This window comes from Lacrimispora sp. (assembly GCF_046972725.1).
Lineage (GTDB): Bacteria > Bacillota > Clostridia > Lachnospirales > Lachnospiraceae > Lacrimispora.
On the sequence record NZ_JBKVXF010000001.1, the window covers coordinates 592,045 to 604,678 of the forward strand.

Genomic DNA, 12,634 nt, shown 5'->3' on the forward strand with positions numbered 1-12,634 from the left:
AATCTGTCTGGTTGATTGTAGACCATTCATATTTTTGATATAATTACTCCAGGTGATTATATGAATAGAATAAATAGAAAACAATTAATATTAAAAAAATTACAAACAACAAGTACTTGTAGTATTAGTACACTTGCTGAAGAATTACATGTCTCTTCCATGACAATCCGAAGAGACATCAACGCATTAGAAAGTAACGGCATCGTTACCTTGGAAAATGGCTTCGTATTCTTAAACAGTGGATCGCTTTTCGAATATAGTATCTCCCAAAAACAAACCATATATCTGGAAGAAAAAAAACGTATTGCAAAAAAGGCTTTAGAGTTTATTAATGATGGAGACTCTATTTTTCTGGATGCCGGTACAACTTCCAATCAATTAGCAAGTTTATTAAGCAGTAAGAATAATGTATTCGTTCTCACGCATTCCCTTCTAGTTGCCAATTCTGTTGCAAATATGAACAATATTAGGATTGTCATGTGTCCAGGAGAATTTCGGCAGGCCTCTTCTGCTTATATGGGACCCCTTACGAACGAATTCGTTTCACAGTTTCAAATTGATACTCTTTTTCTTGGAGTAGATGGAATCACTCTGGAAAATGGTGTCTCAGTCCCAGATATCATTGATGGTTTTACGAAAAAATGCCTGCTTCAAAATGCCAAAAAAGTAATATGTATTGCTGATAGCAGCAAATTTGGCAATAACTTACTATACGGCATCGCACCACTCTCGAAAATAGATTTAATCATTACTGATTCCAACCTGGATAAGAAAACATTTGACTTATTTACTAAGAATCACATTTCAATTATTACTGTATAAAAAGATTCCCATTTTATTATTTAAACCGCTTAAAACTTTAAGTAAAAAGGAATTTTTGCTCCATCAGTCATCTGACCATGGAGCAAAATTTGCTTACTTATTTTTTTATTTACTTATAAATGCACAATCCTTATTTAATAAAAATGGTCTTAAATATGCTACTGTGCTGCACATAGGTAACACATCTTTCGATAAATGAATCCCAAGAACATTTTTTATATACTCGCAACGTTTCTGCATGCGGTTCCACATGTGCGGATACATTTCTTTCATTTCTCTTTTCAACTCTTCATCTGCCAATACGACCGTACTCTCCGCACAAACCCCTGCGTATCCCGGAACCGATGGAATAATATCAATTTGAAAGATCATTCCACTTTTTAACCTTTCCTGGGAGTTCTCATAGATTGGAGATGACATCCACTCCTCTTCTGCCACCAGGTGTCCCGGGCAAAGCCACCAATGATACTTTTCACGAGGCAGGATCTCTTCAACAAGGTCAAACATTTCTCCGCCTTTTATACCAATACGGACCTCCTCCAGCCATCTTACATAAGATGCAAAATATGGAGCGGCAACCCGGTCAACGTAATCCTTAGTCTCCTCTGGAAGGTCTTTTTCACTTCGAATTGCGTAACCTGCCCGACTCGATGACCCTCCCCAATATCCCACAGTCAAAGACATGGCATTTCCGATTTTCACTGTGTTATCTGTTGGGAACATGTTTCCATTAACAAATCTGGGACCACTGGCTGCTATGGTTACTACATTTGTATGTTGTCCATCTCTAACTAATGCGTTACCTAATTCCTGCTCTGTTATTCCTTCTTCCACCAGGTCCATAGCATCTAACATGCAGTCTGATGCCAGTGCTGCGCCATATTCATAATGTGCAATCTCATTCGCATTATTTGTTGCCCTTACCCCTCCTGGACCCATGAAGAGATCTGACTCATTGGTGAGCAGCTCGTTACTTCCAACAATTTCACGAATCGTATCCACTACAAAGGAAGGTACTTCAAATATTTTTTTATTTTCCTCAATGGGGCTGGTAAAAACTTTCCACCCTGCAATTCCCACTCTCTGACCTTTTTTTATACCTGCTTCTTTTAAAAGTTCAAGGAATGTTTTGTCTTTTCGATTCGGCTGATTTGGTAAGGAAAAGAGTGATACATGAACTGCCTCTGCTTCTACTCTTGCCTTAGATGCCTTATTAAGGTTCTCATTTCCAAGTACCAGCTTAAGAGTTCCATCCTGATGAATAACAAGAAGTGCTTCTTCAAATCTTGGAAAATAACCGACCAGATAAGTAAAATTACCATTATGCTCGCTGTCTCCATATACGATTAGCTGATCCAGTCCCCGCTGTTTCATCGACGCAATGATTTTTTCTTTTCTCTGTTGAATGGTATCATCTGTCAAAACTACTGGTTTTCCTTCACAATCTCTCTTTGGTGCTGCTATATTTTCTAAACAAATATGATATGTTTTCACATGAATTTCTCCATTCTTTTATCTATTTAATCTTTTTTTCTCTCTTTATTATATATTGTCAATGGGATACATGGGCCGCATAATTCTTTTAAACGGTATGATCTTTGTATCCTGTGGGGTTGCTCCCATAGTCAGTGACATAATGCACAATTTCCCTTTTGCCGCAAGCTCCGGGAAAATGTATCCCTGCTTTACTACAATAACATCATAGTTATCCCAGTCTAAGCCAATTCCCACAAATTGATGCTCTTCACACATGGTTTGTCGTGTACTTGCAATTGAAATATCAATCGGAAGCCCCTTTACAGATACAGTTACAGACGAACCATAGTCTGCATCATGGGGGTGCATCATATAGCCACGCAGTGTTCCTTTTGCTTTCACAACCACATCCAGTTCTACTGATTTTGACATTTCATCAAAATTCATTCCCAGACTGATATGGGCTTCTTCTCCAATTTCAAGTTTTTCCAGCTGTTTATTCGTCTTTGGATCACATATATTAGAAAACAAAAATTTCTTTTTTAAGTTTTCTACGGCTAATACCTGTCTTAAGATATAGGTATTCCATCCCGTAGCACCGGATGTGGTGTTATCGCCGGAGTCTGTTATAAATACTGGTTTTTCTTCAAATTCCAAAGCCATTTTCAAAGCTTCCTCCGGAGTTTTTGTAAGTCCCGTATAATGAAACTCATGGCGCTTGTTCCATACATACTCTGCTACCTGATCTGCAATTTCATTTGCATATTCCTGGTCTGTTCCATTTTGCGGAACAACAATAATACCACAGCCGGCAACTGGTGAATCATGTCGAATATAGCCTACATGCCAGCTCACACTACGGATTCTTGGATCTTTCTCCACTTCATCCATATATTTATTTATGCTTCTTACTGGCTCATCCGTGGATACACTTTGTTCACCGCCTAAAATCATCGGCAGCTTTCGATAAACAGAGTGAATATTCTGTCGATCTTTCAAAAGATCGCATAGCATTCCCGCTACCTTTTTCATAGTCTCCTTGCTGTCCGTATGGGGTGATTCCCGATAGCTGCGAATCAAGGTTGTGCTCTCTGCATACTCTTTGCAAAGATTACCATGTGGGTCACATGCAACTGCAATTGGCATATAAGGCCCAACAATATCACGGATAGCGGCAAGAATGTGATGATCCCCTGATCCAATTTCTTCCACTTCACTTGCACCATGAAGCATCAGATATATGCCATCAATTTCATTTAAATGCTCCTTGACTGCCGATACAAAACAGGATTCAATATATGTAAAAGCATTTTTTTTAATAACACCAGAAGCTCCTGCATCTGCATAAACAGACGGAATTACCTCGATTCCATTTTGCTCAAATATATCGCCCACATGCGTCTTCTTAATACACTCATCTCCAAATGCCATTACATAATTAGAGATTTCATTTCGTAGTGGAATATTTGCATTTGATTCTGTTACAAACTGACCTACCAATACTTTCATTTTTTCTTCCTTTCCTATGATTTCGCTTCATCTGCTGCTCAAAATCATTTTCTGTTTTATCAATTATTTATACTGTTTCATCTCCTAGAATAACGGATTGAATTACTTTTTTCACGGAACTGCATTGATTTGGAATTTTACTTAAAAGTTCCCTGGGCGCATTTTCCATGATATAGGCACTTCCAACCATTTCCAGCATGGTTATATCATTATAATTATCACCAAATGCCATTACTTCCTCCGGCATAATATTCAATAACTCACACAAATACTGTATGGAATCCGCCTTTGTCATATTGCAAAAATCAATGCAGTTTACAGAAGATAACATCACATGTAACTTGTCTGACCAGCGTCGTGTAAAATATGAAATGTATTCACCTGCTTTTCCCATTTTAAGCAGCGTCAGCTGATTGATATCTCCCGGGACCTGTTCAAGCGTCTGTACCAGGGATACTTCAAACTGAAAATTAATTTCTTTTAATTCCCCGGCTAATCCCGGACGGTCAATCATATAATATCCGGAATTATTAGAGATCAGGCACATACAGCCGTCCTGTGAAATTACATCAGAAAGAATTTCTGCAGCTACCATGCGATCTAAAGGCTTATGATAAATAATGTTACCGTCTTGAAAGATCACATTCCCATTCTGACAACTTAGATAAATCTTAGATTCTACCTCTGGAAACATGATTTGCATTGCTTTATATTCTCTTCCCGAGCATGCACAGAACATAATATTTTTGTTTAAAACCTTTTTAAGTACCTCTATAAATTCCGGATCCATCTTTGAACTGCCAGTCGGCACCAAGGTTCCATCTATGTCACTAACAATTAGTTTAATCATCGCCTTACACCTTTGTTATTTCTGAAAGTGCTACTACAGGTTCTCCTGCTTGAATCGTGCCCTCATATAGATTCTCATGTTTCGGAAACTCATCCCCATTAATAATAATCATTGGAATTACAAGATCATAACCCTTTTTCTCAAGCTTCTTCTTATCAAACGTTACGATCAGCTCTCCGGCATTTACCTTATCTCCCGCGGAAACATGCACTGTAAACCCCTCTCCGCCTTCTTTTACTGTATCTAAACCAATATGAATTAATACCTCTGCTCCGTCTGCTGACGTAATTGCAAGGGCATGTCCAGTATCCATAACTGTTGAAATCACACCACTACAAGGGGCATATACTGCTCCGTCTAAGGATTCAAAAGCAATGCCGTCACCCAAAATTTTTTTCGAAAACATCTCATCCTTAACCTGCTCTAAAGGAAGTGTTTTACCATTTGCAATTGAATACAAAGTATATCTTTTTTCTTCTATTTCTATCTTTTTCTTCTTTTTATCAAATAATCCCATTGAAAAAACCTCCTAGGTTTGAGTTATATTTTTATTTTTCGTCCAGCTTGGCACCGTTTGACTCAATCACTTTTTTATACCAATAGAAACTGTCTTTACGAATACGTGTACAATTCTTTGGATCTTCATCGCTTCTATCAACATAAATAAGTCCGTAGCGTTTCTTCATACCGTTGGAAGTCGATAAAAGATCTAGTGCACTCCAGGGACAATAAGCCAGTACTTCCACTCCTTGATCAATTGCCCGTTTTATTGCCTTTATATTTTCTCTCAGAAAATCAATTCGATAAGTATCATGTACTTTTCCATCTTCCGTCAGAACATCGTAGGAGCCAAGCCCATTCTCTGTAATCATAAGCGGCTTATTATAACGGTTGTAAAGATCTCTTAACATATATTCCATACCTTGCGGGTCGATTGCCCAATCCCAGTCAGTCGTGTCAAGCTTTGGATTTGCACACATTTCATAAAAGCCTGGGTGTGTCTCAAATCCAGAAATATCTCCTTTTTGTCCAGTACGGTTTACACCACTCCACTGAATCTGTTTCGTTCCATGTTCACACCATTTTGCACATTCACTGGCATAATTATTTAAAGCCAGAAAATCTGAACTTGCGGCAGGATCTGCAAGCAGTTCAAGATCACCGTCTTCAATCACCGGTGCAAGTCCGTGTTCCTCCAGATAAATATGAGCCGCAGTATTGTACCTTCCTTTAAAATACACATCCGTATAATAATCATTTCTAAGTGCCTGAGCGTTCTGCATTGCCATCAGATCTTTTGGATCCGAAGTAAGCGGATAAATAGGACTATAACCAAGAGCAGCACCTGCCAATCCTCCTGGTACCAGCTCATGAACCAATCGATTCGCAATTGCCTGCGCTAAGTTCATATGGTGATTGATTTGGTACCTCTTTTGATTATCAGAAAGCACTTCATCTGGTATGTAGCATTTCTGTGTCCAATACTGAACGATGATGCTCTGTTCATTAATGGTCGTCCAGTATTTCACCTGATCTTTGAATTCATTAATCATATAACTGGCATAATACGTAAAATCCGCTACCACTTGTCGATTCAGCCAGCCGCCATATTTTTCTACCAAGGCCCATGGAAGGTCGTAGTGGTATAAGGTTACAATTGGCTCAATCTGGTTTTTCCGCAGTTCCTCTATCAGATTCCTATAGTATTGTATGCCTTTTTCATTCACTTCTCCTACTCCATCCGGGAATACTCTGCTCCATGCGATAGAGAAGCGGTAGGTACTAAAACCCATTTCTTTCATCAATTCAATATCTTCCTTATAATGATGATATTGATCACTTGCAACATCAGCTGTAGCAAACCCATATTGCAAAAAACTGTCTTTATTAATTATATCTTGTTGACTTGCCTTTTTCCCATCTTCGTATGCGGCACCCTCAACCTGATAAGCACTGGTGCTGGCTCCCCATAAGAAGCCTTTCGGAAATTCATTCAATTAAACACGCTCCTTTTTCATTGCATATTTTCCTAATATCAAAGTAACAAGGAAGGAGATTGTTACTGCAATGACCATAACGATCATAGAAACGATCAGGTTATACCACCCACCGCCTTGATCTGCCGGTGTAATATACGCAGCAAAAGAGATAAATCCCGGGGTAGAAACAACATATTGTGTCATTCCGAGAAGTCCTGCAAGAAATCCACCGATACCACCACCTATCATTGCTCCTATTAATGGGTATTTTTTCACAAACAACACACCATATACCCCCGGTTCTGTGATACCACATAATGCGGTCACACCTGCACCTGCCGCAACTGATTTCTCATCTCCTTTTTTTGCAACAAATGCAACTGCTAAACATGCACCGCCTACAGCTACATTTGCAGGAGCCATACCAGTACAAATCAGCGGATCGCTTCCAATTTCTGCCAACAATAAAAACAATGGAACGTATGTAGCATTATTCATACCAAAGAATACCAGCCAGCATGTGCCTGCACCCACAATTGCTACAGAAAGTGCCGGAACGGTATAATAAAGCGCTAATAAAGCATTACTCAGCCAGGTACCTGCCGTATTTCCAATCGGTCCTAATACGAGTAATGTGACCGGAACCGTAATTAGCATCGTGAGCAATGGAACACAAATTGTTTTCATATATACAAACATAACTTTTTGTAAATATTTGTATACCACCGCCATAAATAAAACGCCAAGAATAATTGGAAAAATATTTGCATTATAACTAATTGTTTGTATCTTTAATCCAAAAAAATCCAATCCTTCCACGCCATTAATTCCACTAAACAAAAGGATCGCTGCAAGAAAAGCACCAAGATATCCATTGCAATTTAATCTGGTCGCTGCACTAAAGCCGACAAAAACCGGTAAGAAGAAAAAGGCTGCCTGATTAATTGCATAAAATACCTGATATGTTCCAGAGTCAGAACTTACACCAAAAAATGTAGTAAGCAAGGTTAATACAGCCCCGGTCAATCCTCCTGCGATAAGCACTGGTATGACTGGAGAAAAGGTTCCTCCTATAAAAGAGAAAATGGCTTCGACTACTTTACTTTTTTGTCCATTGTCCTTTACTTGCTTGATTTCCACTGTATTTGTGTTCGCTTTGATTCCTTCATTCTTAATAATTTCATTATAAAGATTTGGCACATCCTGTCCAATCACAAATTGGTATTCACCATTTTGTACAACCAGATTCATAACATGAGTAATTCCTTTTGCTTTTTCCTGGTTCAATTTAGATGAATCCACTAATTGAAACCGCAAGCGTGTCATACAATGAGATACATTTGCGACATTCGATACTCCGCCGACAGCCGCAATAATTTCGTTTGACATATTTAAATAATTCTTATTTGCCATTTTCTTTTCTCCTCTTCTAGCGTAGGCTTTTCTTGAATAATTTCCTTCCGGGGCAATGGTCCGGTTTTGTGTGCCAATAGCATTGCCTGCAGTCAATGCATCTTCCGGCTGCTTCATTGCTCATGATATGAGAAGGCCAATCCGGATCCACCAGAATGCTTCTTCCTATATTGACCATATCAACATTTGTCTCCAACAGTACCTCTTCTGCCTGCCCGGCTGTATGAAGCCCGTTGACAGCAAAAACAGGAACGCTTACTTCTTGCTTTATTCTAGACGCAGCGTATATGATATCTTTCAATGGATAACCTTCGGGAGTCTCTGCATCAAATTCCCCCGTGCATCCATACGATATATTAAAGAAATCAATTCCTTCCTTTTCAAGAAGCCTGCAATAACGAATGGAATCCGCCAGTGTCGGCTCAAAGCCTCCGATTCTTATTCCTACAATAAAATCTGTTGGAGTCTGACCTTTTATTGCTTTCACAATTTCCTGAACGAAATACTCCGGTTTTCTTCCATACTCATCCGTTCTTTTGTTCACTCTTGTATTTAAAAACTGGCTAATCAGATAGCGGTGGCATCCATGAATTTCAATGCCATCATATCCCGCTAAGACAGCACGTTTCGCTGCCTCTATAAAATCGTGCTGCACACGCTTTATATCCTTTAGATCCATCTCTCTTCCGGTTCTGGTTCTGCCAGCTTTTGTACAGGTATATGCACTTGGACAAATTGGTTGTTCATCAATAGCCGTAACTCCTGCATGGCATAACTGAAGAAAAATTGGACAGCCTTTTTCATGTACTGCATCAACAATTTTTTTCATTTCTTCAATCGAATGATCACAAAAGAAATCCAGCTCATAGTCAATGGCTTTCCCATCTTCTTTAGAAACAGCCGCTGATTCCTGTATGATAAGCCCGGCACCGCCCTCTGCTATTGCCTGATAATGACGGACTTTTTCCTCTGATACTTTTCCCTGCCGGACTGTTCCAATATTTACAAGCATTGCCGGAACTACAATTCTGTTTTTTATCACTAAATTTTTGATTTGAATTGATTGAAATAATTTCATTTTACCTCATTCATAATTTGCAATAATCTTATCTACAAATTCATCAGCCTTTCCAAAGGGGTAATCGGTTACATATGATTCATGACATTTACCATATTCATTTTTATTTACTGCGTAATAATGAAAATCATTGCTATACGCTATCACATACGTTGGTTTCTCATCCGCATAACGAAGTTTCTTAGCAAGCTGGGTATCAATTTCAGAGGGAAACGTTACCATTCGAAAAGAACCAAAATCATAAATAAAACTGGAAAGTTCAAAATAAATCCTGTCTTTTTCCATCTTTTCATTTACATCAAGTATAAAACATTGTGAAATCATAATTGCTTCTCTGCTTTCGGGATCAAGTTCTTTTAATTCTTCTTCTAATTCTTTCTTTTTATTAATCAGATAGGGCTCCGCCTTTGGATTATAATCAATTACAAATGGGACTTCTTTTATTACCACTTCATCAAAGTCCAGATTTTGTGGGACATTCGGGTCCTGAATCTGTTTTGCAATTCCTTCTCCGATTCTGATCGTTTCCGGCCAATCACCGGCTTTCTTTGTAAGTCTTGTACTAATATCACCTGCTTCACCATTGACGATCATTGTAGGCTCTCCATCGTAGCCTTGCAGATAGCGGCGAATGACACCGAAAAAGTCTGCAGAAACACATTTGTTCTTATTATCCAAAACAGTCGGATGGCTTCCGATATTCAGCATACGGATAATGCCATTGCCTTCCAGGTCCTTGAAATTCAAAGTTAGAATTTTGTTAAAATACTCCTGATCAAGACCATGCCTGTTTGCAAGGAACCCTTCGATTTCATGGGAATCAAATGATACAACCGCATCTTTTAAATGATTCAGACAATATGCAGTATTTTCCTCCATTTTTGTAATCATCAGCTGATGGTATTCTTCACTGGGATGCAAGTCTCCTGCAATCCCGTGAGAGACCAAAGGACTGGAATGAGTATGGGAAGCAGTAATAACAAACTGTTCTTCTTTCATCTGATATTTTGCGGCCAGGCGTCTCTTTGCCTCCTCTGAAAAAGACTTCTCTACACTGACAACGTCAGCCACGTGTATGATGACTTCTTTCCCTTCTCCCGCCTTAATTAAGATCGTATCCATGACCAAATCATCTCTTCCTGCATATGCAGTACGCATAGGATCGACTGGCAGCCCATCCTCATTTTTCTGAAACAGGCAAAAACGTTTCTCGTGGTAACCTTCCATTTTACATGGAAACACCGGGTTTATAATACTTCTGGTAAATGATACTTTTAACATCTTATTTCTCCTTTCGCCCTTTGAGTGTTGACTCCATTTTTTCTATTTGGGCCCTTTTTAGTAATAAAAAAAGACTCAAAACAACGCTTTTGTCATTTTGAGTCTTGCCGCCTGAAACGTAACACCTCGATCTTTATTCAATTTCTGTATTTACAATATGCATTGCGATAAATGCTGCCTCATCCTTCCAAAGCTGCATGCTGATACGCTCTTTTATAATTTCTAAAGCTTTCAATCCTGTCTGGAATTCCTTTGGATATTTTTCTTCAATTTCCTTTAACAAATCATTTTTAAAATCCATTTTATCCCGATGTCTTTCAATTGCAAAATTTAAATGATCCGTTAATGTAATATAAATTACATCCGATAATTTTAACCCTTTGACTTCTTTTGCATACGTGATCACTTCTTCCGCAATCATCATATTGTCATATGCAACGTTTTGAATGATAGATTCAAATTTCATTTTTACAGAATCGGAAAGTTGAAAACATTTTTCTGCTATATTGCAATTTATATAATCCCCTTTTTTTCTTCCAAATCCAATTCCGTTTCCCATTAGGATTATTTCTTTGTTTGAATCATTCAAACCAATAACAACATTGTTATTTAATACTTTTTGGACAGTCATTTCTCACCTCCATACACAAAAAAAGACGTACTATTATTAATAATACGCCTTTGTAATATTCAACAAAATTATTGTCACCTATGTAATTGTGTATAACTTAACCTCTTAGTACAATTCATTCAATTCAATCTAAAAAATCAATTTAAAAATTTTCCAGATAAAAAAACAAACCGTTCTGTTACTATCATAATAACACATTTTTTCTTATTGTCAAGATAAATTTGTTATTATTTGTTATTATTTGTTATTTTGCTTTTACATCTTACAATATGATTTTTAACATCAAAGTTCCCATGTCCCATGCAACTGACACAATGGCTTCCAGAAGTGCAGGTATATTTGAAAAGGCGGCAACCGTTGCCAGTATTAAAAACAGCTTAAATCCTTATTATACACGGGTTAGCAGACAAACGGCCTCCACATTCCTGTAGACTCAACTTTTATATCACTTGGTAAAACTAAACTGCCTAACTTTCAAGTGGGGTAAAACTTTTACCCCACTGATTACCATTCAACCTCACAAATTAAAATTTGTCAGGTATAGAAGTTCTTGCTGATTCCTATGTTTCACGCAACTCAAAATAATCTTTCAAAAGTATTCTAATATCATTCGGCTCTATTATGGCTTCCGAATCAATGGGATTACATTCCAAGCGGATTTTCTTATCCTCGGAAAGTATGTAAATTTTTATAAAATCTAATTGATCTCTTTTGACAAACCAATAGAAAACCTTTCCTTTATATACGAACTTCCGAGTTCCTTTTTTTGATACCATAGCTACTCCTTCACAGTTCTAACCAATTATCTTATCGGCAATAGCTGGTAGTGAGGTTATATCTTTCATTTCAATCGTACTGCGGGATTGTTTATCATACCAATCCAAATGAACTTAGGTATATGATACTTTCGGTTTGATTATATAGAAATCAATACCTGCTACCGATACCTATATCAGTTCTGCCGTAACTCCACTTGTTGAAAATTACGCAACTAATTTTCTATTCATTTTCAACTGCCATCTAAATACTTGATTGTTCTGAATCTCAAAACCCTTTGATTTCCTAGCCTTTCCGCTCCAGCAAAACCACCGTCTCAACGGTATTACCAAAAACCCACAAAGCTCCAGACAGTTATATTAGTATTACCGTAGGCTTTGGACACGGTGATGGATTGATACCACTTGATGGTATAGTCACTGTTCAAAATAGCCTCACTCTTAATAATATAGCTCAAAAGGCTGAGGCATACAAGCCAAAACCACGAACCACTTACAAAATGATTAAAGAATATATTGATGAAAAATACAGCTTCAAAGTTCACACAGCATATATTGCCGAAGTGAAACGAAGTTTAGGTCTGCCAATGTACGTTGCCCCTAATGCAGTTGAAACATTAAAAAATCCAAGAAAGCACCCCACTCCTATTCAAGTAGATGCCATCAAAGATGCACTTATTTATTTTGAAGTAATATAGAAAACCCAATATGGATATGAAAATTGCTTCTTACGTCTGTAAGGGGCAATTTTTTATATAATTGCTTTCTCCAATATCATAACGATGTGACTTATTGTATGTTGACTTATTGTATTCAATC

At 37.8% G+C, this 12,634-nt stretch carries 11 protein-coding genes and 1 pseudogene; 2 read left to right on the plus strand and 10 right to left on the minus strand.

From position 1 onward, the window contains the following. The first annotated feature begins 60 nt into the window (after positions 1 to 60). The gene (locus ACLTWA_RS03055; protein WP_412326074.1) at positions 61 to 822 is read left to right on the plus strand and encodes a DeoR/GlpR family DNA-binding transcription regulator; all 762 of its coding nucleotides are present in this window, start codon (positions 61 to 63) and stop codon (positions 820 to 822) included. 105 nt (positions 823 to 927) lie between these two features. Here ACLTWA_RS03055 and ACLTWA_RS03060 read toward each other — a convergent pair whose 3' ends face one another. The 10 genes from ACLTWA_RS03060 to ACLTWA_RS03105 form a co-directional block, all read right to left on the minus strand. Next, entirely contained in the window at positions 928 to 2,316 is a 1,389-nt protein-coding gene (locus ACLTWA_RS03060; RefSeq protein WP_412326075.1) for a M24 family metallopeptidase, read from the minus strand. A 48-nt stretch (positions 2,317 to 2,364) separates the two neighbouring features. Continuing rightward, the gene (locus tag ACLTWA_RS03065) at positions 2,365 to 3,807 is read right to left on the minus strand and encodes a M81 family metallopeptidase (protein ID WP_412326076.1); all 1,443 of its coding nucleotides are present in this window, start codon (positions 3,805 to 3,807) and stop codon (positions 2,365 to 2,367) included. Between the two features lie 67 nt (positions 3,808 to 3,874). After that, positions 3,875 to 4,657, minus strand: coding sequence for a Cof-type HAD-IIB family hydrolase (locus tag ACLTWA_RS03070; RefSeq protein WP_412326077.1), 783 nt, complete (start codon positions 4,655 to 4,657; stop codon positions 3,875 to 3,877). Between the two features lie 4 nt (positions 4,658 to 4,661). Beyond that, positions 4,662 to 5,174 carry a PTS glucose transporter subunit IIA gene (locus ACLTWA_RS03075; protein WP_412326078.1) on the minus strand — a complete coding sequence of 171 codons (513 nt, stop codon included), beginning with the start codon at positions 5,172 to 5,174 and terminating at the stop codon, positions 4,662 to 4,664. Positions 5,175 to 5,205: 31 nt separating this feature from the next. Continuing rightward, positions 5,206 to 6,654 carry a glycoside hydrolase family 1 protein gene (locus ACLTWA_RS03080; protein ID WP_412326079.1) on the minus strand — a complete coding sequence of 483 codons (1,449 nt, stop codon included), beginning with the start codon at positions 6,652 to 6,654 and terminating at the stop codon, positions 5,206 to 5,208. Next, positions 6,655 to 8,166: a PTS transporter subunit EIIC gene (locus tag ACLTWA_RS03085; RefSeq protein ID WP_412326080.1), complete on the minus strand. Its 1,512-nt coding sequence runs from the start codon at positions 8,164 to 8,166 to the stop codon at positions 6,655 to 6,657. Further along, positions 8,066 to 9,127, minus strand: coding sequence for a tRNA-dihydrouridine synthase (locus tag ACLTWA_RS03090; RefSeq protein WP_412326081.1), 1,062 nt, complete (start codon positions 9,125 to 9,127; stop codon positions 8,066 to 8,068). The genes ACLTWA_RS03085 and ACLTWA_RS03090 overlap by 101 nt, the downstream gene beginning before the upstream one ends. Before the next feature lie 6 nt (positions 9,128 to 9,133). Further along, entirely contained in the window at positions 9,134 to 10,408 is a 1,275-nt protein-coding gene (locus ACLTWA_RS03095; protein WP_412326082.1) for a hypothetical protein, read from the minus strand. A 133-nt stretch (positions 10,409 to 10,541) separates the two neighbouring features. Beyond that, a complete protein-coding gene (locus tag ACLTWA_RS03100; RefSeq protein ID WP_412326083.1) occupies positions 10,542 to 11,039 on the minus strand; it encodes a PRD domain-containing protein in 498 nt (165 codons plus the stop codon). Between the two features lie 794 nt (positions 11,040 to 11,833). Next, the gene (locus ACLTWA_RS03105; RefSeq protein ID WP_412326084.1) at positions 11,834 to 11,923 is read right to left on the minus strand and encodes a flavodoxin; all 90 of its coding nucleotides are present in this window, start codon (positions 11,921 to 11,923) and stop codon (positions 11,834 to 11,836) included. A gap of 206 nt (positions 11,924 to 12,129) precedes the next feature. On the opposite strand from ACLTWA_RS03105, the pseudogene ACLTWA_RS03110 reads away from it, so the two are divergent. Then, a pseudogene (locus ACLTWA_RS03110) lies at positions 12,130 to 12,513 on the plus strand (hypothetical protein); the annotation flags it as partial. Between the last annotated feature and the right edge of the window lie 121 nt (positions 12,514 to 12,634).

Coding starts and splice junctions, on each gene's coding strand:
- ACLTWA_RS03075 (WP_412326078.1), bottom strand. CDS start 5,174: ATGGGATTATTTGATAAAAAGAAGAAAAAGATAGAAATAGAAGAAAAA.
- ACLTWA_RS03055 (WP_412326074.1), top strand. CDS start 61: ATGAATAGAATAAATAGAAAACAATTAATATTAAAAAAATTACAAACA.
- ACLTWA_RS03095 (WP_412326082.1), bottom strand. CDS start 10,408: ATGTTAAAAGTATCATTTACCAGAAGTATTATAAACCCGGTGTTTCCA.
- ACLTWA_RS03090 (WP_412326081.1), bottom strand. CDS start 9,127: ATGAAATTATTTCAATCAATTCAAATCAAAAATTTAGTGATAAAAAAC.
- ACLTWA_RS03070 (WP_412326077.1), bottom strand. CDS start 4,657: ATGATTAAACTAATTGTTAGTGACATAGATGGAACCTTGGTGCCGACT.
- ACLTWA_RS03100 (WP_412326083.1), bottom strand. CDS start 11,039: ATGACTGTCCAAAAAGTATTAAATAACAATGTTGTTATTGGTTTGAAT.
- ACLTWA_RS03065 (WP_412326076.1), bottom strand. CDS start 3,807: ATGAAAGTATTGGTAGGTCAGTTTGTAACAGAATCAAATGCAAATATT.
- ACLTWA_RS03085 (WP_412326080.1), bottom strand. CDS start 8,166: ATGAAGCAGCCGGAAGATGCATTGACTGCAGGCAATGCTATTGGCACA.